21 protein-coding genes and 1 pseudogene are annotated in these 18757 nt (G+C 71.9%); 12 read left to right on the top strand and 10 right to left on the bottom strand.

Translation table 11 applies throughout. The annotated features are described in order from the left end of the window. Positions 1-97: 97 nt before the first annotated feature. The 4 genes from ACIBUY_RS42340 to ACIBUY_RS42325 all read right to left on the bottom strand — a co-directional run bounded on the left by ACIBUY_RS42340 (position 98) and on the right by ACIBUY_RS42325 (position 5155). Positions 98-1021 (bottom strand): universal stress protein, encoded by a 924-nt coding sequence (locus ACIBUY_RS42340; protein WP_399155528.1) that lies wholly within the window; start codon positions 1019-1021, stop codon positions 98-100. A 143-nt stretch (positions 1022-1164) separates the two neighbouring features. Further along, positions 1165-1791 carry a hypothetical protein gene (locus ACIBUY_RS42335; RefSeq protein ID WP_399155527.1) on the bottom strand — a complete coding sequence of 209 codons (627 nt, stop codon included), beginning with the start codon at positions 1789-1791 and terminating at the stop codon, positions 1165-1167. 172 nt (positions 1792-1963) lie between these two features. Further along, positions 1964-3712 carry a GAF domain-containing protein gene (locus ACIBUY_RS42330; RefSeq protein ID WP_365579394.1) on the bottom strand — a complete coding sequence of 583 codons (1749 nt, stop codon included), beginning with the start codon at positions 3710-3712 and terminating at the stop codon, positions 1964-1966. Between the two features lie 849 nt (positions 3713-4561). Next, positions 4562-5155, bottom strand: a complete 594-nt coding sequence (locus ACIBUY_RS42325) for a hypothetical protein (RefSeq protein WP_399155526.1) — start codon at positions 5153-5155, stop codon at positions 4562-4564. 228 nt (positions 5156-5383) lie between these two features. On the opposite strand from ACIBUY_RS42325, the gene ACIBUY_RS42320 reads away from it, so the two are divergent. The 4 genes and pseudogenes from ACIBUY_RS42320 to ACIBUY_RS42305 form a co-directional block, all read left to right on the top strand. Next, a complete protein-coding gene (locus tag ACIBUY_RS42320) occupies positions 5384-5608 on the top strand; it encodes a hypothetical protein (protein ID WP_365579390.1) in 225 nt (74 codons plus the stop codon). Further along, on the top strand, positions 5605-6543 hold the full coding sequence (locus tag ACIBUY_RS42315) for a universal stress protein (protein ID WP_399155525.1): 939 nt from the start codon (positions 5605-5607) through the stop codon (positions 6541-6543). Before ACIBUY_RS42320 ends, ACIBUY_RS42315 begins: the two co-directional genes overlap by 4 nt. A 45-nt stretch (positions 6544-6588) precedes the next feature. Then, a complete protein-coding gene (locus ACIBUY_RS42310; RefSeq protein ID WP_399155524.1) occupies positions 6589-7659 on the top strand; it encodes an Acg family FMN-binding oxidoreductase in 1071 nt (356 codons plus the stop codon). 61 nt (positions 7660-7720) lie between these two features. After that, positions 7721-7957: pseudogene (locus ACIBUY_RS42305) on the top strand (OsmC family protein); the annotation flags it as partial. A 233-nt stretch (positions 7958-8190) separates the two neighbouring features. Here the strand turns inward: ACIBUY_RS42305 and ACIBUY_RS42300 are convergent. Next, on the bottom strand, positions 8191-8697 hold the full coding sequence (locus ACIBUY_RS42300) for a universal stress protein (RefSeq protein ID WP_365579384.1): 507 nt from the start codon (positions 8695-8697) through the stop codon (positions 8191-8193). Positions 8698-8869: 172 nt separating this feature from the next. Here ACIBUY_RS42300 and ACIBUY_RS42295 point away from each other — a divergent pair, with 172 nt between their 5' ends. From ACIBUY_RS42295 to ACIBUY_RS42285, 3 genes are all read left to right on the top strand, one after another. Next, a complete protein-coding gene (locus ACIBUY_RS42295) occupies positions 8870-9304 on the top strand; it encodes an Hsp20/alpha crystallin family protein (protein ID WP_399155523.1) in 435 nt (144 codons plus the stop codon). Positions 9305-9422: 118 nt separating this feature from the next. Further along, on the top strand, positions 9423-10256 hold the full coding sequence (locus ACIBUY_RS42290) for a universal stress protein (protein ID WP_399155522.1): 834 nt from the start codon (positions 9423-9425) through the stop codon (positions 10254-10256). A gap of 279 nt (positions 10257-10535) precedes the next feature. After that, on the top strand, positions 10536-11228 hold the full coding sequence (locus ACIBUY_RS42285; protein WP_399155521.1) for a response regulator: 693 nt from the start codon (positions 10536-10538) through the stop codon (positions 11226-11228). Positions 11229-11308: 80 nt separating this feature from the next. On the opposite strand, the gene ACIBUY_RS42280 is transcribed toward ACIBUY_RS42285, so the two are convergent. From ACIBUY_RS42280 to ACIBUY_RS42270, 3 genes are all read right to left on the bottom strand, one after another. Next, positions 11309-12487, bottom strand: coding sequence for an acyl-CoA dehydrogenase family protein (locus tag ACIBUY_RS42280; RefSeq protein ID WP_365579376.1), 1179 nt, complete (start codon positions 12485-12487; stop codon positions 11309-11311). Between the two features lie 152 nt (positions 12488-12639). Then, on the bottom strand, positions 12640-13089 hold the full coding sequence (locus ACIBUY_RS42275) for a ferredoxin (RefSeq protein ID WP_399155529.1): 450 nt from the start codon (positions 13087-13089) through the stop codon (positions 12640-12642). A gap of 203 nt (positions 13090-13292) precedes the next feature. Further along, complete coding sequence (locus ACIBUY_RS42270; protein WP_365579400.1) at positions 13293-13463, bottom strand: hydrophobic protein; 171 nt, start codon at positions 13461-13463, stop codon at positions 13293-13295. Positions 13464-13527: 64 nt separating this feature from the next. Between ACIBUY_RS42270 and ACIBUY_RS42265 the strand changes: the two genes are divergently transcribed. The 4 genes from ACIBUY_RS42265 to ACIBUY_RS42250 all read left to right on the top strand — a co-directional run bounded on the left by ACIBUY_RS42265 (position 13528) and on the right by ACIBUY_RS42250 (position 17175). Next, positions 13528-14487 carry a cation diffusion facilitator family transporter gene (locus tag ACIBUY_RS42265; RefSeq protein ID WP_399155520.1) on the top strand — a complete coding sequence of 320 codons (960 nt, stop codon included), beginning with the start codon at positions 13528-13530 and terminating at the stop codon, positions 14485-14487. Positions 14488-14530: 43 nt separating this feature from the next. After that, a complete protein-coding gene (locus ACIBUY_RS42260) occupies positions 14531-15022 on the top strand; it encodes a DUF6328 family protein (protein WP_365579370.1) in 492 nt (163 codons plus the stop codon). A 386-nt stretch (positions 15023-15408) separates the two neighbouring features. Further along, a complete protein-coding gene (locus ACIBUY_RS42255) occupies positions 15409-15906 on the top strand; it encodes a two-component system response regulator (protein ID WP_399155519.1) in 498 nt (165 codons plus the stop codon). A gap of 252 nt (positions 15907-16158) precedes the next feature. After that, positions 16159-17175 carry a hypothetical protein gene (locus tag ACIBUY_RS42250; RefSeq protein WP_365579398.1) on the top strand — a complete coding sequence of 339 codons (1017 nt, stop codon included), beginning with the start codon at positions 16159-16161 and terminating at the stop codon, positions 17173-17175. A 94-nt stretch (positions 17176-17269) separates the two neighbouring features. Here ACIBUY_RS42250 and ACIBUY_RS42245 read toward each other — a convergent pair whose 3' ends face one another. Then, positions 17270-17902: an HdeD family acid-resistance protein gene (locus ACIBUY_RS42245; protein ID WP_365579366.1), complete on the bottom strand. Its 633-nt coding sequence runs from the start codon at positions 17900-17902 to the stop codon at positions 17270-17272. Positions 17903-17993: 91 nt separating this feature from the next. Between ACIBUY_RS42245 and ACIBUY_RS42240 the strand changes: the two genes are divergently transcribed. After that, positions 17994-18353 carry a DUF488 family protein gene (locus ACIBUY_RS42240; RefSeq protein WP_365579364.1) on the top strand — a complete coding sequence of 120 codons (360 nt, stop codon included), beginning with the start codon at positions 17994-17996 and terminating at the stop codon, positions 18351-18353. 12 nt (positions 18354-18365) lie between these two features. Here the strand turns inward: ACIBUY_RS42240 and ACIBUY_RS42235 are convergent, their stop codons facing one another. Continuing rightward, complete coding sequence (locus tag ACIBUY_RS42235; protein WP_365579362.1) at positions 18366-18755, bottom strand: helix-turn-helix transcriptional regulator; 390 nt, start codon at positions 18753-18755, stop codon at positions 18366-18368. Between the last annotated feature and the right edge of the window lie 2 nt (positions 18756-18757).

Here is an 18757-nt window from a genome sequence, read left to right as displayed (position 1 = left end):
GGAAGAAGCGGGCACAACAACTCCCACTCCTCATCCGTCAGTTCATAGCGACGACTCACGGACCCATCATCTCGCTAACCCACTTTGAAGACACGACCTAGCCCCCCGCGTGCGCGGCGCCGTGCGCGACGACGGCCACCGGGGTGGTCGCATGGTGCAGAACGGCATGGACGACGGGCCCGATGTGGGTGCCGAACGGGCGGCGGCGCACCCGGCGTCCCACGACCAGCAGCGAGCCCTCGCGCGCGATGCGCACCAGGTGCAGGGCGGGACTGTCGAAGCGGGAGTCCTCGATGACCTCGACGGCGGGGTACTTCCGGCGCCACGGTTCCAGGGCTTCGGAGAGCGCCGCCGCCTCGCGCAGGACGATCTCCTGACGCAACACGGGGTCCATCGGCAGCCCGTGGACGTAGTACGGCGCGACGTTCCAGCAGTGGACCGCTCGCAGCGGGGTCCGGCGGCGGCCCGCCTCCTCGAAGGCGAACGAAATCACCGTGTCGTCGGCGTTGTTCGTGTCCAGGCCGAGGATCACCGGGCGGTAGTCCGTCGCGGTGGACGGCATCCCGGCGGCGTCCACGAGGTGCTCGTCGGCGGCCTGTTCACCGGCGCGGACCAGGACGACGGGGACACGCGCGTGGGCGATGACGGACATGCTGACCGAGCCGACGGTGTAGCCCGCGATCCTGCCCAGGCCTCGCGTGCCGAGGACCAGCACGTCGGCATTGTCCACCGCGGCCACCAGCGCCTCTGCCGGTACACCGCTGACCTGTTCCGTGGTGACCGTGACTCCTGGGTGGCGCAGGCGCAGACCCTCCGCCGCCTCGCGGGGGATGCGCTCGGTCCAGTGCGCGAAAGTCTCGGCCCCGACCAGGGGGGCCTGCGCGATGGGCGCGGGGGCCGGCTGCCACACGTGCAGGAGTTGCAGGGGCAGGTCGCGCAACTCCGCCTCGCGCGCGGCCCATTCGGCTGCGGCGCGGCTCTCGGCCGAGCCGTCGAGCCCCACGGTGATGGTGCGGGACATGGTCGTTGCCTCCTGAAGTGGCGTCGCTTTCAGCGTCGGGGAGTTCCGCAGGGGCGAGCAGGGGCTGCTCGCCCCCGGCCGGTGCCGGTCGGCCCCTGCTCGGTATGGCCGACCGGCGGGCACGGTGCCGTGCCGTGGGGTGGTCAGCGCAGCCAGGCGTGGTCACGGACGACGGGCAACTTCGCCCACAGCCGGCCGAGTCCGAACGCCTCGCCGGCCGCCGCGGCCGCGAGCACGATCAGGGCGACGGCGTAGATCACGTGGTAGTCGGCGAACGGGTTCGTCGACATGCTCGGCGAACCGTCGGACAGGTGCTTGGCGGGCGGCCACTCGGCCAGCCACATCAGCGCCATCATCGCGGTGCCCGCCACCGCGGCCAACCGCAGCGCCACACCGCTCATCACGGCAAGCCCGACGCCCAGCAGACCGAGCATGAACAGCCAGTCCGCCCAGGGGTCCCCGGCCCAGGAATGGAACGTCGACTCCATCGGTCCTGCGGCGACATTGCTGAGGAAGCCCTTGGTCGGCGATCCGCCGTCGATCCAGCCCTTCCCCGAAGGAGTCGCGTAACCGAACCCGAAAGTCTTGTCGAGGAACGCCCACAGGAAGACGAAGCCGGTGAGCACACGCAGGGTTCCGAACGCATAGGCCTGCGCGCTGTAGGTGTCGGTCCGCACCGACACATCGGCGTCACGGGCGGGGGTCGTGTGCCTGTGGAACACGGGCATCCGGAAGCCTCCGCCGCGATGGGAATGATCGTGCACGGCCATGACACTCGTCCTTTCGGGAGCGTGCGTGCGGTGTCCTGTCAACACCGACTCTCGCGCCCCGGGCAGCCGGGCGCCGGATGCCGAAGGTCCGTCGCCGTCGAGTGAACAGCCCCTCCCCCAGGGCCGGTCGGTCCACCGGTGCCGGGGACGTCCGGCCCCGGCCGCGGTCGTATCAGGAGTCGGCCGTCAGCGACCCGCGCCGGGCCGGCACGCGCCACTGCACCCGAGTGCCACCGCCGCCCGGACCGGGCCCGACGGTCAGCCGGCCGCCGAGCGCCCGCGCGCGCTCCTCCATGTTCCGCAGTCCGCTGCGTGCCACGCCCTCGGGAATACCGCATCCGTCGTCGGTGACCCGGACCGTCAACTCGTCCCGCAGGCAGCGCAGATACACCTCGACGGAGTGCGCGCCGGCGTGCCGGGCCGCGTTGCTCAGCGCCTCGACGAGTACGGCGGTGGCGTGGTCGGCCACCTCGGCGGAGACATCGGTGTCCACCAGCCCCTCGACGCAGAGTGCGGGCATGAAGCCGAACGCTGCCTCCGAGGTCTCGACCGCCTCCGAGGCACGGCCGCGCAGCCCGGATCCCGTCGCCGATCCCCCTTCGGGCTTCGCTCGCAGCCCGAAGATGGCCGAACGGACGATCTTGATCGTCTCGTCCAGGTTGTCGACTGTCCGGGCCAGCCGCTCCGCCGCCTCGGGATGAGTGACGAAGCGCTGGGTGCTCTGCAGCGTCATGCCCGCCGCGAACAGCCGCTGAATGGCCAGGTCATGCAGGTCCCGCGCAATCCGGTCGCGGTCCTGAAGCAGTGCGATCTGTTCGGCGTCGCGGCGGCGCTCGGCGAGCTCCAGGGCGACGGCTGCCTGCGCGGCGAACCCGAGCAGCGGCCCGACCTCGGAATCGGTGAACGACTTGCTGCCGACAGAACGCGCCAGGACGAGTACCCCGCGGGCCTTCCCTCCTTCGCCCAGCGGGACGACCACCATGGGGCCGAGCCCGGCCCACTGCCCCTGCGCCCCGGCGGCTCGTGCGTCGCGCTCCGCGCCGGTGCTGAGGACCGGCTCGGACGTGGTGAGAGCGGATTCGACGAACGCGTCGTGGGCGCCGATCACCATGCCTGCGCGCCGTTCGGCGTCCACACCGACGGCGATGGCCGGCTGCAGACTCTGCGCGCCCTGCGTGCACTCCGCGATGATCCCGACATCCGCTCGGCTGATCTCCCGTGCCTGCTCGGCGATCATCTCCAGCACATCGGCGCTCGGCGCTCCGGACAGCAGGGCCCGGGTCGTCCGGGACCCTGCCTGGAGCCACCGCTCGCGCAACCGCGTCTCCGCGTACAGACGCGCGTTCTCCACCGCCACCCCGGCCGCCACCGCGAGCGTCGCCAGAACCGCCTCGTCCTCGGCGTCGAACTCCGCTGCGCCGCGCTTGTCGGTCAGGTAGAGATTGCCGAACACCTGATCCCGTACGCGGACGGGGACGCCGAGGAAGGAGTGCATGGGCGGGTGATGCGGCGGAAACCCGCTGGATGCCGGATGCTGCGACAGTTCGGCGAGGCGCAGTGCTTCCGGGTGACGGATGAGTTCCCCGAGCAGGCCGTGGCCGCTGGGCAACTCCCCGATGTGCGCCCGCTGTTCGTCGTCGATGCCGACGGTCAGGAACTCGACCAGCCGCCTGCCCTCACCGATGACGCCGAGTGCTCCGTACTCGGCGTCCACAAGAACCACCGCGGCCTCGACGATACGGCGCAGCACCTGCGGCAGATCGAGCTCCTTGCCCACCGACAGCACTGCTTCCAGCAGCGTGTGCACCCGGTTCTGCGTGCCGCGTGCGGCGTCGATTCTCGCCTGCAGTTCGTCGAGCAGTTCGTCCATGCGCAGTTTCGGCACGTGTTGTCCGGGCTGCTCGTGGCTTGCCCTGCCCATCGCTTCCTCCGCAGGCCGCAGAAAGAGTCACCGTGCGCACGTTCGCGGTTCACGGTAGACGCTGCTTCCCCGCGGGGGCACCCCGTCCTCCTTGGCCCGACCACGATCGGGCCGCTGCTGAAGGCCGGGGAGCCTGCTGGGCGCACGGGGATCGTGGTCAGCCCTGTCGTCGTGGGACCCGACGGTTCCCGGGGGCGCCGCCGCAGCGGCCTGGGCGGCGCGGAGTCCCTGGGCAGCGGCGGGCCGATGCTTCTCGGCCACGCAGGGTGCGTGACCGGTCGGGCGAGGCGTCGGAGCGTTCTGGTACGGACCGGCCCGCAGGATCACGGCGCGCACCTGCCCGGACGCTGCGATCCGTTTGCCGAACTCGCCTTCCCAGCGGCGGTGTTGGGCGGCGCGGCAGTACGAGCCGGGCGCGTCTGGGACATGCCCCGCACGGCCGGGATCCCCGCCGCCGAACGGCGCGCGGTCCCGCCGCCCTGAGCCGGGCGAGGGCCCTCCGCTCCGTCACACCCCTGGCGCAGGAATTCCCGGATGCCCGTGTCCGTGAGGTGCCGGTCGGGGCCAGCACCTCCCACGGGACGGTGCGGGCGACGCGCGGTGCTGGCCCCCCGTCGCGGGCGCCGCTCGCGGCCGCGTCCCACGGACCCGCGCACGGCGCCGGTGACCCACGCCGTGATCCGGCTCGCGCTGCCCGGTCGCCGTCCGGCACGACTGCTCCTCACACCGCTCCCTCGGCACGACCGTCTCGCGTCGCGGCGGTACGCGCAGCCGCCGCGGGAAACGTTTCCCGGGAGTCCGTGGCAGCCACGACCGCCAAGTCGTCAGCGGGGTGCGGCAGGTTCGCTCTCAGCGCGTGCGCTTGCGCCACTGCGGCCCGACCTGCTCCCACTCGGCATCCCACTGTGCCATCCGCCGCCGGTCCAACCGGCGCCGTACCAGGTGGCCCGCGACCAGGACCAGGCCGGCCGTGGCCGCTGCCGCGGGGCCGCCGAGCAGCCCTGCCTCCAGGCGGGCGTCCGCCGCACTGACGGGAGCGGTCAGCAGTCGGCTGCCGTCCTTGTCGGTCCACACCGTGACCGAGCTGCCCTGCGTGCTGTTCGGCTCGACCCCGGCCTCGCCCGTGCGCGCGACGCCGCCGGCCCCGCGCCAGCGGACCGTCGCCCACACCTGCACCTGTCCGACGCCGGCCGCCTTGCTCGCGTCCGGTGCGTCCTCGACGAGGACGGCCGTGACCTGATGCCGCTCGGCACGCGCTCGGGCCAGGTCCTGCTCCACGGCATCGGCCGCCACCGCGCCGACGAATCCGCCCAGCGCCCCGGCGAGGCCCCAGGCGATCAGGACGAGCCACGCCTCGGCCACATCACTGCCGCGCCGCATGGGGTTGCGTCGCCAGCGCCACCACCACAGCCGCCGCATCCTCGCCCGTCGCGACCGGTCCATGGCCAACTCCCCTGCTCGGAAACGGAATGGTTCGACGTCCCACACTCATCACGCTGATGCCCGGGGCGCCCGCACGGCAGGGGCCGATCAGGCACGCCGCCAGGGCCCAAGGAGACCGCCGAGAGGGACGGATGCCCGGCAGGCACGGACTCCCGGGCCCATGTGCGCTGCCCGGCCGTGCGATTGGCTGGACCCGTAGGGCAACGAGGCCGCGAGGAGGCGGTCGAGATGATGACGCCGCGTACGTTCCTTCCCGCCGAGTTCTGGTGGATGTTCGGTCAGCTGATGATCGTCTCGCTGGTCGTCATCTGCATGCTGGTCTGCCTGGCCGACGTTCTCCACCGGCACCTGCAGGACCACCGCCGGAGCCACTCGCACGACCTGCCGGTGCCGCCGGAGAACGACACCGAGCCGACACCCGGCACGAGGCCACTGGCAGGACACCACCTGTGACCCGCACTTCGCGCCTTCGGGAGGCGATCACCATGCTCAAGCCGATCGTCGTCGGTCTGGACGGCTCCCGCGAGAGCCTGGCCGCAGCGGACTGGGCTGCGCGCACCGCTCTGCGCCGCGGCCTGCCCCTGCGGATCGTCCAGGCCTGGGAGGGTTCTTCCGTGCCGGAGTTCGCCGCCGCGCAACCGCCCGACCTCACCGCACCGCAGTACGGGGTCCGTCGCACGCTGCGGCACGCACTGGACCGCATCACGGAGCGCTATCCGCACGTGTACGTCAGTGCGGAACAACTGCGCACGCCTGCCCTCCCGGGCCTGCTTTCCGAGGCCGAGGACGCCGAACTGCTGGTCCTCGGCAATCGGGGGCTCAGCGGTGTCTCCGGCCTGTTCTCCGGCTCCGTCGCGTTGGCCGTCGTGGCCCGTGCGCACCTTCCCGTCGTCCTGGTGCGAGCCGGTGTCACCGCCTCGGACGAGCACCGCGCCGACCGGAAGGGCCTGCCGTCCACGCGTACGCCCTGTCGGGACGTCCTCGTGGCCGTCGACGCGCAGCGGCCCTGCGACGGGCTGTTGGCCTTCGCCTTCGACGAAGCCGCACAGCGCTCCGCGACCTTGCGGGCCGTGCACATCTGGCATCTGCCGTACGGCACTTCGGGACTCGCTGCCGCCGATGTGTACGACGTCGCCCAGGAGTCGGCCCAGTGCGCACTCGACGCACGGCTGCGTCCTTGGCAGGACAAGCACCCGACCGTGACAGTGCGGTCCGCGGCCGTGCACGCCCGCACCGTCCACGAGATCGTGCACGCCGCGCAGGGTGCCGGTCTGCTCGTGGTGGGGCGCAGGCCCCGACTGGCGGGCACCGGTCCGCACACCGGGCCGGTCACCCACGCGGTCCTCCATCACGTCACGTGCCCGGTGGCCGTGGTGCCGCACGACTGACCGCGTACACGGCGGGGCAACTGCCGACCGAGACAGGCGAGATCCATGGACCCGACCCTCCGTCACGCGCCGTACGTCGCCCACCACCTGGTGCGCGACGCGGTCACCGCGCCCTCTCTGCACAACTCCCAGCCCTGGCTGTTCACCGGGGACGCCACAGGAGTGGACCTGTACGCGCATCCGGCCCGCCGGGTCCGCGTGGCCGACCCGGACGGCCGCGAGATGGTCATCAGCTGCGGCGCGGCGCTCTTCAACATCCGCCTCGCCATGCGGCAGCTGGGCTTCGTCCCTCGCGTCCGGCCGTTCCCCACACCGCACGACCCTGCCCATCTGGCGCGTGTCGACTGGGGCGCGTACCGGCCGCCGGACGCCGACGAAGAGCTGATGCACCGGTGTCTGCGCACACGCCGCACGCACCGCGGCCCCTTCGCGGCGACCCCACTGTCCGAGTCGCTCGTCGACGACGTGTGCCGGCAGGCACGGCTCGAGGGCGCCGACCTGTGCACCGTGGAATCGCGGTGGCAGCGCGCCCGTATCGCCGGGCTGGTCCGTGCGGCGGAGACGGTGCAGCGGTCGGATCCGGCGCAGCGCGCCGAACTCGTCCGCTGGACACAGGAGTTCACCGGCGACCGGCGCGACGGCGTCCCGCTCGCCGCGTGCACGTACCACCCCGACTGCGTCACTCTCGCGGGGCGCGACTTCGTCGGTCTGACCGCGAGTCTGCCCGACGCACCCCAGGTCTGGCCGGCCCGCACAGGGCTCGTCGCGGTGCTCACGACGCGGCACGACTCCCGGGCCGAGTGGCTGCAGGCCGGACAGGCGCTGCAACGGGTGCTCCTGTACGCGTCCGGGCACCGGGTTCTGGCGGCGTTCCACACCCAGCCACTGGAATTCCCGCACCTGCGCGCACAGGTGCGGGCCGCCTTGCTGTTCGGACAGTTCCCGCAGGTGATCCTCCGCCTCGGACACGCGGCGCCCGGCGCGTTCGTGCCCAGACGCCCGGCCGACGACGTACTGCGCTCCCGGCTCCCGACCGCACGGTCCCCTCAGGAGGAAAGCACACCATGGCCACTCCCCCCGTTCCCGTCACCGACCCGTCCGTCGCCGTCTTCGTGACGCCCCCCGGGGCGCGTCGAAGTGACCCACGTCGAGGGTCAGGCGTACCTCGTGCGTCGCCTACTACGCCGGACGGTTCCTGCAGCGCCACGGCCTGCCCGGTGAACACCTGCGGGTCCGGGCCGACTTCACCATGGCCGCCGATCGTCCCGCCCGCGTCGCAGCCGTCCGCCTGACGGTCCGCCCGCCGACGGAACTGAGCCAGGCGCGGCTCGCGGGCCTGCGGGCAGTGGCCCGTCATTGCACCGTGCACAACACCCTGCGCGACGCACCCGGGATCACCATCGACACCGGCTGACCTCCGGTGACCGCCGGCCGGGCCTTCGTAGCGTCGATCATGCGGCAGGGCTTGCGCGGTGACGGGCGGATGTCCGGCACGGGCGGATGTCCGGCTCGGGCTTCGTCCAGGACCGGGGCCCGTGCATCCTCCGCGCGCACCCGGCGTTGGCCGGTGACGGTGCAGCGCAGGGGCACCGGTGGGCGGCCGAGAGCGCGGACGGAGAGCTGTGGGGAGCTGTCCGGCCTGCCGCCCTACCGGGTCACGTGGGTGAAGAGGTCCGGTTCCGCCGTTGACCGGGACCGGTGCGATTCCGGTGCGCGTTCCGGAACGGTCACCACCGGACACGCGGCTCCTCGCATGCAGGCAAGAGCGGTGGATCCCAGTGCGGGCAGCACAGGATCACGGCGTACGCGGCGGCCCAGGACGAGCAGGTGTGCCTGCGCGGCGTATGCGATCAGCACGGGCACGGCGGGGCCCTCGACCAGCAGGCCGGTCAGTGGTGTTCCGGGCGCCGCCACGCGGGCCGGGGCGACGACGTCGTCGAGCAGTCGGTCCGCCGCCTTGCGGTCGTCTTCCGGTGTCGGCAGAGCGTCGAGCGGGGCGTACGGCGCTCGCCACCGGTCGGCCGGCTGCCAGGCGTGCACGGCGATGACCTCGGCCGCCAGCAGACGAGCCTGCCGGATCGACCAGTCGAGCGCAGCCCGCGCGGCGGGCGAACCGTCGACACCCACGACGAGTTGTACGTGTTGTGTGGCCACAGTGCCCTCCTCCAGGTCGTCTGCCACCACCGTGCGGCCGCCGGACGCCCCGGGGCAGGGGCCGACCGTCCCGCACCGGGGCCGAGCGGACTCTGGGCACGGCCGCGGCCGGGGCCGATTCTGAAAGCAGGGAAAAAGCAGGCAATCCGCCTGATGTGAAGGGAGGTTCGAGATGACCGGCATGCTGGAATGGCGACCCTCGATGCTGCCCGATCTCTTCGACTGGATCGATTCGGGTCTCGGCGGCTTCCCGGCGCACCGGAGTGCTCCCGGCCTGCACGGCATCCGGATCGAGGAGCAGCTCACGGAGGACGCGTACACCCTGTGCGCCGAACTGCCCGGCATCGACCCGGACAAGGACGTCGAGATCAGTGTCACGGGCGACGTCCTGACGCTCCGCGCGGAACGCACCGCGGAAAGCGCACAGAAGCGGCACACGGAGTTCCGCTACGGCGCCTACGCCCGGGCCGTCCGTCTGCCCTCGGGCGCGCGCCGGGACGGGGCCACCGCCGTCTACAAGGACGGGATCCTCACCGTCACCGTTCCGCTGGCCTCGGCCGAGAAGGGGAGCTCGCGGACCATTCCGGTGCAGCGGGACCCGAGCTGAGAGGGGGACGCGAGCTGTTGGGAGTGCGCCGGCCCCGTCGTGTGACGTGGGTCGGCCGAGACACCGCACTGTGGTTCCCGAGCGAGCGGTCCCGCTCCGGTGTGACGACCGTCGCGACATGCAGGAGCCCGGGAAGCCCGGGGTGAGCATCATGGCCATGGTCGATCGACGCGTGGTGGTCGGAGTCGACGGCTCGATCCGTGCGGACGCGGCCGCGCAGTGGGCCGCCGACGAGGCATACCGGCAGGCAGCGATCCTACGCGTGGTGCAGGTGGGCCCCGCCGGCGCCGGCAACCAGAGTTCGCGCGCCGCCCGGAACCTGCGCGCCCGCTACCCGGGACTGGTGGTGGAGGCGGTGCACGGCAGCGGCTCACCGGCGCCCGTTCTCCTGGAGCAGGCCCGGGGGTCGGCCCTGCTCGTTCTCGGCGTGCGAGGCGTCGGCGGTCACACGGCACCCGCCCTCGGCGCGGTGGCCCGCGAAGCGGCCGACCGCTCCCCCGGGCCCGTGGTCCTGGTGCCCAGCGGGCTGTGGAGCGGCGGCGCCAGGCGGGCCGACCGGGTCGCCGTGGGCGTCGGCCCATCTCAACTGCCCCACCACGCACTGGAGTTCGCGTTCGAACGCGCCCGGAGCCGGCAGACGAGGCTGCGCGCGGTCCGGGCCTGGCGTGCGGCGGTGCCGACCGGCCCGCCGCCGCCTCTGGCGCAGCGGCGGGCCACCTGGGAGGGCCACGAGGCGCAGTCGTTGTCCGACGCGCTGCGCCCCTGGCAGGAGAAGTACCCGCAGGTGCGGGTGTGGGAGGACGTCGTGCTCCTGGCGCCGGACCGTGCGCTGCTCGCCGCGTCCGAGAGGGCCGAGCTGCTGGTGGTCGGCCGTCACCACCACGGACTCGGCCCTTTGCTCCTGTCGCTCGTCGGACAGGCGCACGGCGCGGTGGCCGTGGTGCCGGACTGACCCACGGCCAGGGCCGCCGAACGGTGCCCGAAGTGGTGGTCGTTGGCCCCGCCCAGTGGCTGCGGCCGATGCATCACCCGGTGTCCCGTCGGTACCGACATCACCAAAAGGGGATCGCGGCTGCGGCACAGGACGACCGAGCCACCGACGAACCGCTGCCCGCGGAGATCCTGCCGAGAATTGACCGCAGATCCGTCGACGACCACAGCGCAGGGCGTGAGGATCGAACCGAACGGCGCGCGCACCATCCGCACGCAGACCTGCCGCAGGAGGCTCCGTATGACCGGCGCGACAAAGAAGTTCAGCGCAGAGAACCCCATCAAGGTGTTCCTCCTCGACGACCACGAGGTCGTCCGCCGCGGCCTGGCCGACCTGCTGGATTCGGAGCCCGACATCCGGGTGATCGGCGAGGCCGCCACCGGGCGGCAGGCACTCGTACGGGCACCCGCTCTCCAGCCTGATGTCGACGTGCTCGACGTCAGGCTGCCGGACATGGACGGCATCAGCGTCTGCCGTGAACTGCGCTCCGCGCTGCCGGACACGGCCTGCCTCATGCTGACGTCCTTCGACGACGAGGACGCACTGCTCGACGCGATCATGGCGGGTGCCTCGGGCTACGTGCTCAAGCAGATCAGAGGGGCGGACCTGAACGTGGCCGTACGCACCGTGGCCGCGGGGCAGTCCATGCTCGACCCGGCCACGACCGCACGCCTGATGCAGTCGCTGCGGACGCCGGAGGAGACGTCTTCGCCGCACGAGCCCGCCGAGGTGGAGAAGCTCTCCGCGCGCGAACGCGACATCCTCGCACTCATCGGCGAGGGCTTGACCAACCGGGAGATCGGACAGCGCCTCTTCCTGTCAGAGAAGACCGTGAAGAACAACATCTCCCGGCTCCTGGGGAAGCTCGGGGTCCACCGTCGTGTCCAAGCGGCCGTCATCGCCGCCCGGTTGGACTCCCACAAGGACGCGTGACCGACCCGGACGGCTCCGCGCATCCGTCCGGTGCCCACCGCCCCCGGGATGTGCCGACTGGCATCCGTGGTCGCAGTCCGTCATCGGCGTACGCGCGGCATCCCCAGGCCGATCCACGAGATGATCTCGCGCTGGATCTCGTTGTTGCCGCCGCCGAAGGTGAAGATGACCGCCGAGCGGTAGCCGCGCTCCAGCTCCCCGTGGAGCACGGCGCCCGCGCTGCCCTCCTTCAGCGCGCCCGCCGCGGCCACGACCTCCATCAGCCAGGCGTACGCGTCGCGGCGCGCCTCCGAGCCGTAGACCTTCACGGCGGAGGCGTCCTGCGGCGTGAGGGTGCCTTCCTGGACGGCGTTCACCATCTGCCAGTTGAGGAGTTTCATCGCGTCGAGCTTGGTGTGGGTCTGCGCGAGGCGCTTGCGCACCCAGCCGAGGTCGATGACGCGGCGGCCGTCGGCGAGCTTGGTCTCCATGGCCCAGCGCTGCACGTCGTGCAGGGCGCGGATCGCCATGGTGCCGTGCGCGGCGAGGGTGACGCGCTCGTGGTTGAGCTGGTTGGTGATCAGGCGCCAGCCCTTGTTCTCGTCGCCGACGCGGCGGGAGACGGGCACGCGGATGTCCTCGTAGTAGCTGGCCGTGGTGTCGTGCGAGGCGAGGGTGTTGATGACGGTGCAGGTGTAGCCGGGGTCGGACGTCGGCACGAGCAGCATGGTGATGCCCTTGTGCGGCGGGGCGTCGGGGTCGGTGCGCACGGCGAGCCAGACCCAGTCGGCGGTGTCCCCGTTGGTCGTCCAGATCTTCTGCCCGTTCACGACGTAGTCGTCGCCGTCGCGCACGGCCCGCGTCTTGAGCGCGGCGAGGTCCGTGCCCGCGTCGGGTTCGCTGTAGCCGATCGCGAAGTCGATCTCCCCGGCGAGGACCTTCGGCAGGAAGAACTCCTTCTGCTCGTCGGTGCCGAACTGCATGATCGTCGGGCCGACGGTGTTGAGCGCCATCAGCGGCAGCGGGACGCCCGCCTGGGCGGCCTCGTCGAAGAAGATGAACTGCTCCATGGGGCTCAGGCCCCGGCCGCCGTACTCCTTCGGCCAGCCCACCCCGAGCCAGCCGTCGGAGCCGAGGCGGCGCACGGTCTCGCGGTAGAACCGCTTCTGGGCGGCCGGGTCCTCGTAGCGGGCGTAGGCGTTGTCGGGTACGAGATCGGCGAAGTAGGCGCGCAGCTCGGTGCGCAACTGCTGCTGCTCGGGCGTGTATTCGAGGTGCACGGCCCCTCCTGGCGGTCAACTGGGCGGCGTCGGCGCGGGCTTGACGGCGCACACAGTAGAACTCGTTCCAGAAATAGGGAATGCCGGGGGCTGATCATTCGTCAGGTGATCTTGCGGATCGCCGTGCCCGTGCCCGTGCCGGGCACGGGCCGTCAGCCCAGGTTCGCCAGGAAGTCGCTGCAGGCACGGGCGCAGGCCCGGCACCGCTCGGCGCAGGCCGCGGCGTCCGGCGTCCGGTCGCAGGCGTGCGCGCACTCCAGCGCGACGGCGCGGCACCACTCGGCCTGGAGGCGCAGCCCGTACTCGTCCTGGTGCCCCTCCTCCGACAGCATCCGGCAGGTCGCGTCGCAGACCTCGACGCACAGCAGGAGGGGGCGCCGCAGCCCGTGCCGCACCGCGGACGGCTCGGCGCGGGTGGGGTGTACGGGGCCGTGCACCGGCTGAGCGGCGGCCACCGGTTCGATGGCGGTGACCAGCAGGGCGCCGGCCCGGGCGCACTCGATGCAGGCCTGCGCGCAGGCGAATCGGTCCTCGAGGAAGCGGACGAGAGCGTCCTTGGCCGGTTCGGCCGGCGCGGCACGGAGATACGGGGGCTTGGCCAGGGAGGTCACCGGTCCGGCTCCTTTGCGTGCTGTGCGGAGTACGTGTACGTCCGTGGCGGGTAGCCGGATCACCGCCGGGCAAACCGGAGAAGGGCCGGCCGGATCCAGGGATCCGGCCGGCCTCGTGCGTGGGGACTGCAAGGCGTTTGGTTTACGGCAGGGGCGTACGGATACTCACCGGCGGTGCCTCGGCCACCGGCGCCTCACCACCGGTACCAACGCGACCTCGCTCCATGTGCCGTCGTACCGCGCAGCAGGAATCCGAGCAGCCACACCACCAGCACGGCCAGCGCCACCCACCACAGCAGTTTCACCGCGAACCCGGCACCGAAGAGGACCAGCGCAAGCAGCAGAACCAACAGGACAGCAATCACAGTCACTACCTCCTCGACGCACCGAGTGCCCTCAATTGCCCTCCATACACTGCGAGTTGACGACGTGACCAAGAACACGAACTCCGATGCGCGGGAGGATCGCAAGACCCGGCTCACGGTCCTGGTGGCCCTCTGCGCCAATCTGCTGATCGCCGTCGCGAAGGCTGTCGGCGGGCTGATCTCCGCGTCTCCCGCTCTCCTTTCGGAGGCCGCGCACTCGGTGGCCGACAGCCTCAACGAGGTGTTCCTCCTCGCGGCGGTGCGCCGCAGCCGCCGCCCCCCTGACCACCGGCATCCGTTCGGGTACGGCAAGGAGCGGTTCTTCTGGTCCTTGCTCGCCGCGGTCGGCATCTTCGTGATGGGCGGCTGCTTCTCGTTCTTCCAGGCGTACGAGGCGCTGACGTCGCCCGGCCAGGAGGAGTCGTACACGGGCTATGTGGTGGGGCTCGCCGTGCTGGGGGTGGCGCTGCTCGCCGAGGGCGGCTCGCTGCTGCGCGCCGTGCACCAGGTCCGCAGCAAGCCCGGGGACGGTATCGGCTCGGATCCGGCGCTGCGCACGGTCCTCGCCGAGGACGGCACGGCGGTGATCGGGGTGCTGCTCGCCGCGGGCGGCCTGGCCCTGCACCACCTGACCGGCGACGTCGCCTGGGAGGGCTGTGCGTCCCTGGCGATTGGGCTGCTTCTGGTGTACGTGGCGTACCGCCTCGGCCGCAGCGCCCGGGACCAGCTGATCGGGGAGGCGGTCGACCCGGAGCTGAGCCGCGGCATCCGCGAACTCCTCGACGCCCAGCCGGAGATCGACTACGTGGCCGCCCTGCACACGATGCGCCTGGGCCTCGACTCGACGCTCGTCGCGGCCCGCGTCGACCTCTCCCCCGGCATCGACAGCGAGCGCCTGGAACTGGTCAGCGAGCGCATCAAGCGGTCCGTGCGCGAGCGGTGGCCCGAGGCGGACCAGGTGTTCCTCGACGTGGTGGAGGCACCGCACCACACGCGCGACCACCCGTCCGCGCAGGCCCGTTGACAGCCCGTTGGGAGAAGGCCCCCGGCGTGGGTACCCGGGCCGGATGGACCAGTTGGAGAGCGGGGGCGGCCGCAGCGAGACCGTCGAGGAGCGGGCGGACCGGCAGTGGGCGGAGCTCGTACAGGAACTGCGCGTGGCACTGACCGGCGTGCAGATCCTGTTCGGCTTCCTGCTCACCGTGGTGTTCACCCCGCGCTTCCCCCAACTCTCGGACACCGACCGGACGTTGTACGTCATCACGGTCCTGCTCGGTTCCGCCGCGACCGGCGCCCTGATCGGCCCCGTCTCCTTCCACCGCCTCGTCTCCGGCCGCCGGATCAAACCCCGGGCGGTGGTCTGGGCGTCCCGGCTCACCTTCGCCGGTCTGGTCCTGCTGCTGTGCACGCTGGTCTCGGCCCTGTTCCTGATCCTGCGCGTCGCCCTGCACGACGCCCTGGCCCCGGCCCTCGTGGCGGTGATCCTCGCCTGGTACCTGCTGTGCTGGTTCGCCCTGCCCGCCTGGGCCCGCCGGCGGCACACCGAGGAGGACGGGTGACGCGGCGCGCGACGGCCCCGGACCTGCGGCTCAACACCGACGCCCCGCACGCCACTTGACGCAATGTGCACACCTTCGATCGCCCGGTGAACGCGGAAGACCGTCCACGGGGCCGTCTACAAGCCGAATCGATTCAGATCTGGCCGAGAGTCGATCGGTCCGTCCGCTCCGGCCCCCGCACACCACACTGCCGCACGCCCTAGCCCGAGGTCAGCGCCCTGATCCACGATGACGGCCGGGTCCGTAACGACGACCGGGACCCTCAAAATCCCGCCACCGCAAGGGACTTGGGCCTCGAACAAGCAGACGGCGAGAGCTGAGAGCACCCTTCCGCCGCCCGTGTTCCGGCATATGCTGTCGATGCCGACGAGGGGAGGCCCCTGGCGATGCCCACCGCTGCACGACCCAAGATCCTCGTCGTCGACGACCGCGACGACACGCTCTTCGCGATGGAGAGCGCCCTCGCCCCGCTCGGCTATCCCGTGGACCGGGCGAACAACGGGGACGACGCCCTCAAGGCCGTCCTGCGCGGCGGCATCGCGGTGGTCCTCCTGGACGTGCTGATGCCCGACGTCAGCGGGTTCGAGGTGGCGCACTACATGGCGCGCCTCGAACAGACCCAGGACATACCGATCATGCTGATCACCGGCGCGGGCCAGGATCCCACGCTCGCCGTGCGGGCCTTCGAGCTCGGCGTCGCCGACTACGTCGTCAAACCGATCGAGCCGTGGGTGATGCGGACGAAGGTCCGCTATCTGTACGACACGAGCCTGCGCCTGCGCGCACTGCGCGACCGGCTCCGTGCGTACGAGTCCGAGGACGAGCAGCATTCCGCTGCCGCGCCGGGCGCTTTCGAGGACCACCCCCTGCCGCGCCCCGCCTGACCCTCCGGCCCCACCTCCCCGGCCCGGCCGGGTGTCGATGCTCACACCCCGCTCCGCCCACCTCCCCGCCATGTGGTTGTAGAGTACAACTCGATTAAGAGTTGCATAAGCCAACCCATGGAGGTCCTGCCCATGCCCGCCGACCACAGAGCTCATCGGTCCGAGGGCGCGGGTGCCGTGCGCGGGGTGGTACGCGGCGCGCACAACCCCGCCCTGCGCCACGTGCTCACGCACCTGCTCACGCCGCTCCTGATGTGCGTGGGCATGGGGCTTGCCTATCTGGGCGCGTTCGCGTCCCCCGAGCCGCACCATCTGCCGGTCGCCGTCGTCGGGGCGGGGCCCGAGGCGAAGGTGTTCGCGCAGACCGTGAAGGACAAGGCGGGCGACGCCCTCGACGTCCGCACGCTCGACACGCGCGCCGCCGCCGTCGACCAGCTCAGGACGCGCACCATCGACGGCGCGTACGTGCTCGGCGGCAAGAGCCCCGAGCTCGTCGTGGCCTCGGCCGGGTCCGACACGACGGTCTCCGTCGTCGAGAAGATCTTCACGCCGGTCGCCGCACAGCAGGGGCAGCCGCTGAAGGTCACGGACGTGGCACCGCCGGTGTCCGACGACCCGACGGGCCAGGGCCTGTTCTTCCTCCTCGTCGCGCTCAGCATCGGCTCGTACGCGTCGGTGGCGGTGCTCGGCGGCGCGGGCGCGGCCCTGCGGATGCGCACGCGAGGGCTCCTCGTGGTCGGCGTCTCGGCGGTGGTGAGCCTGATCGGCGCGGCGTTCGCGGGACCGGTCTTCCACCTCGCGCACACGAGTCTGTGGGGCCTGTGGGGCATGGCCTGGCTGTACTCGGCGGGCATCCTGCTGGTCGGCGTGGGTCTGCACACGTTCCTGAAGCGGTGGACGACGCTCGCGGTGATGGTGCTGTTCGTGATGCTCAACTTCACCAGCTCCGGCGGGATCTTCCGGCCCGAGCTGCAGAACGGGTTCTTCGGCAGCCTGCACGCCTTCTGGAACGGCGCGGGCTTCGTCGAGGGCGCCCGCAGCCTCCTCTACTTCGACCACTACGACCTGGGCCGCTACGTGGGAACGCTGGTGGCGTGGCTCGTCGCGGGCGCGGTGGTGTTCGCCGTCGCGGCGCTGGCCGAGCACCGGCAGGAGAGGGCTCTCGCCTCTCAGGCCGCCGACAAGCACGGACAGGAAGAGAACGAGGAGGACAACGAGGCCGAGGAGGAGCAGGTCGAGGAGGAGCTGGAGGAGGCCGTCGGCGTCTGAGCCGTACGCGCCTGTGCCCCGCGCTCGTCGTCGAGCGCGGGGCACAGGCGTGTGCGGGGCACGGCCGTGTGCGGGGCACGGCCGGCGTACGGCTTCAGACGCCGGGCGGGATGTGCTTCGCCTTGCCGCGCAGCATGAACGCCTCGACGATCTCCACGACGCCCATCGCCACCAGCCAGCAGCCGCCGACGAGGGTGAGGACGGCGACCGACTCGAACGGCGAGACGATCAGCACGATGCCGGCCATCGCGCTGACGATCCCCAGGAAGATCTGCCAGCCGCGCGCGGGCATCGCCGGGTCGGAGACGGCCGCGGCGGTCTGCGTGATCCCGCGGAACAGCCAGCCGATGCCGATCCACAGGCCGAGCAGCAGGATCGACTGCATCGCGCCGCGGAAGCAGAACAGACCGAGCAGGATCGAGACGGCGCCGCTGATGAACGCCATCACGCGCAGCCCGGTCGTGACGTGCGTCCCGAAGGCCGTGACCAGCTGGAAAGCACCACTGATCACGAGATAGAGGCCGAACAGGATGCCCGCCGCCCACAGGGACGCACCGGGCCAGACGAGGACGAGCACACCGAGGATCAGCGCCGCGACGCCGGCGAGCAGGACCGCCTGCCAGGCGGCGCCCGCGAGTCGGCCGAGGGGTCCCTCCGGGCGGCGCGGAGGCTCCTCCTCGCCTGCGCTGCGGTGCGGGGTCTGCGGGTCGTACGGTGCTTGGGTCATGTCCGACTCTTCGCACGGCCACCGGACTCCCGCCACCGGAGCGGGGCCGCACGGGTGAGCGGGAGTGCCGGGCGGGACGCACAATGAGCCCATGAGCCCGTTCCAGGTCCGCCGCGTCTACGACCCCCCGACCCCCTCGGACGGCAAGCGCCTGCTCGTCGACCGGCTGTGGCCGCGCGGCATCTCCAAGGAGCGGGCCGCCGTGGACGAGTGGCTCAAGGACCTGACGCCGTCCAAGGAGCTGCGCACCTGGTACCACGAGGACCGGGAGCACCGCTACGACGCGTTCGCGGAGCGCTACCGCGCAGAGCTGTCGGACCCCGACCGCACGCAACTCCTCGACCATGTGCGGGCGTTGGCCGAGCAGGGCCCGGCCACGCTGGTGACGTCGGTGAAGGACGTCGAGCACAGCCACGTGCCCGTGCTCGTCCGCATCCTCGAAGAGGGCTGACGCCGACGCGCCTCAGGCGGCGAGGCAGACCGTCCCCGCGCCCCGGGCGCCGACCGCCGCGCGCGAGGTGACCGGGGCGGCCACCGCGACGACCGACACGACGGGGACCGGCCTGCGCAGCCGCGTCGCGTGCGCCAACTCGCGCTGTGCGAGCGCCAGTACGTCGACGAGCCCGAGGCCGAGCGCCCCCGCGACGGCGGCGAGCATCTCCGACGAGGCCTCCTTGCGGCCCCGCTCGACCTCGGAGAGGTAGGGCATGGAGATCCCGGCGACGTCGGCGACGTCCTGCAGGGTCCGGCCCTGGTCGCGTCGGCGGCGGCGCAGCACGTCCCCGACGACGTCCCGCCACAGCGGCTCCTGAGCGGTGGCGGAACGGGGCCTGAGGGTCTCGTGGTTGGTCATCG

Origin of the sequence: Streptomyces sp. NPDC050085 (assembly GCF_044460595.1) — a bacterium.
Lineage (GTDB): Bacteria > Actinomycetota > Actinomycetes > Streptomycetales > Streptomycetaceae > Streptomyces.
Note: the sequence above shows the minus strand (reverse complement) of the source record. Positions and strands in the feature narration are given on the sequence as shown.

Bases quoted from the DNA above. Each gene is read 5' to 3' on its own strand.
- ACIBUY_RS42340 (WP_399155528.1), bottom strand. From the start codon at position 1,021: ATGTCCCGCACCATCACCGTGGGGCTCGACGGCTCGGCCGAGAGCCGC.
- ACIBUY_RS42335 (WP_399155527.1), bottom strand. From the start codon at position 1,791: ATGGCCGTGCACGATCATTCCCATCGCGGCGGAGGCTTCCGGATGCCC.
- ACIBUY_RS42330 (WP_365579394.1), bottom strand. From the start codon at position 3,712: ATGGGCAGGGCAAGCCACGAGCAGCCCGGACAACACGTGCCGAAACTG.
- ACIBUY_RS42325 (WP_399155526.1), bottom strand. From the start codon at position 5,155: ATGGACCGGTCGCGACGGGCGAGGATGCGGCGGCTGTGGTGGTGGCGC.
- ACIBUY_RS42320 (WP_365579390.1), top strand. From the start codon at position 5,384: ATGATGACGCCGCGTACGTTCCTTCCCGCCGAGTTCTGGTGGATGTTC.
- ACIBUY_RS42310 (WP_399155524.1), top strand. From the start codon at position 6,589: ATGGACCCGACCCTCCGTCACGCGCCGTACGTCGCCCACCACCTGGTG.
- ACIBUY_RS42295 (WP_399155523.1), top strand. From the start codon at position 8,870: ATGACCGGCATGCTGGAATGGCGACCCTCGATGCTGCCCGATCTCTTC.
- ACIBUY_RS42290 (WP_399155522.1), top strand. From the start codon at position 9,423: ATGCAGGAGCCCGGGAAGCCCGGGGTGAGCATCATGGCCATGGTCGAT.
- ACIBUY_RS42285 (WP_399155521.1), top strand. From the start codon at position 10,536: ATGACCGGCGCGACAAAGAAGTTCAGCGCAGAGAACCCCATCAAGGTG.
- ACIBUY_RS42260 (WP_365579370.1), top strand. From the start codon at position 14,531: ATGGACCAGTTGGAGAGCGGGGGCGGCCGCAGCGAGACCGTCGAGGAG.
- ACIBUY_RS42255 (WP_399155519.1), top strand. From the start codon at position 15,409: ATGCCCACCGCTGCACGACCCAAGATCCTCGTCGTCGACGACCGCGAC.
- ACIBUY_RS42250 (WP_365579398.1), top strand. From the start codon at position 16,159: ATGTGCGTGGGCATGGGGCTTGCCTATCTGGGCGCGTTCGCGTCCCCC.
- ACIBUY_RS42245 (WP_365579366.1), bottom strand. From the start codon at position 17,902: ATGACCCAAGCACCGTACGACCCGCAGACCCCGCACCGCAGCGCAGGC.
- ACIBUY_RS42240 (WP_365579364.1), top strand. From the start codon at position 17,994: ATGAGCCCGTTCCAGGTCCGCCGCGTCTACGACCCCCCGACCCCCTCG.
- ACIBUY_RS42235 (WP_365579362.1), bottom strand. From the start codon at position 18,755: ATGACCAACCACGAGACCCTCAGGCCCCGTTCCGCCACCGCTCAGGAG.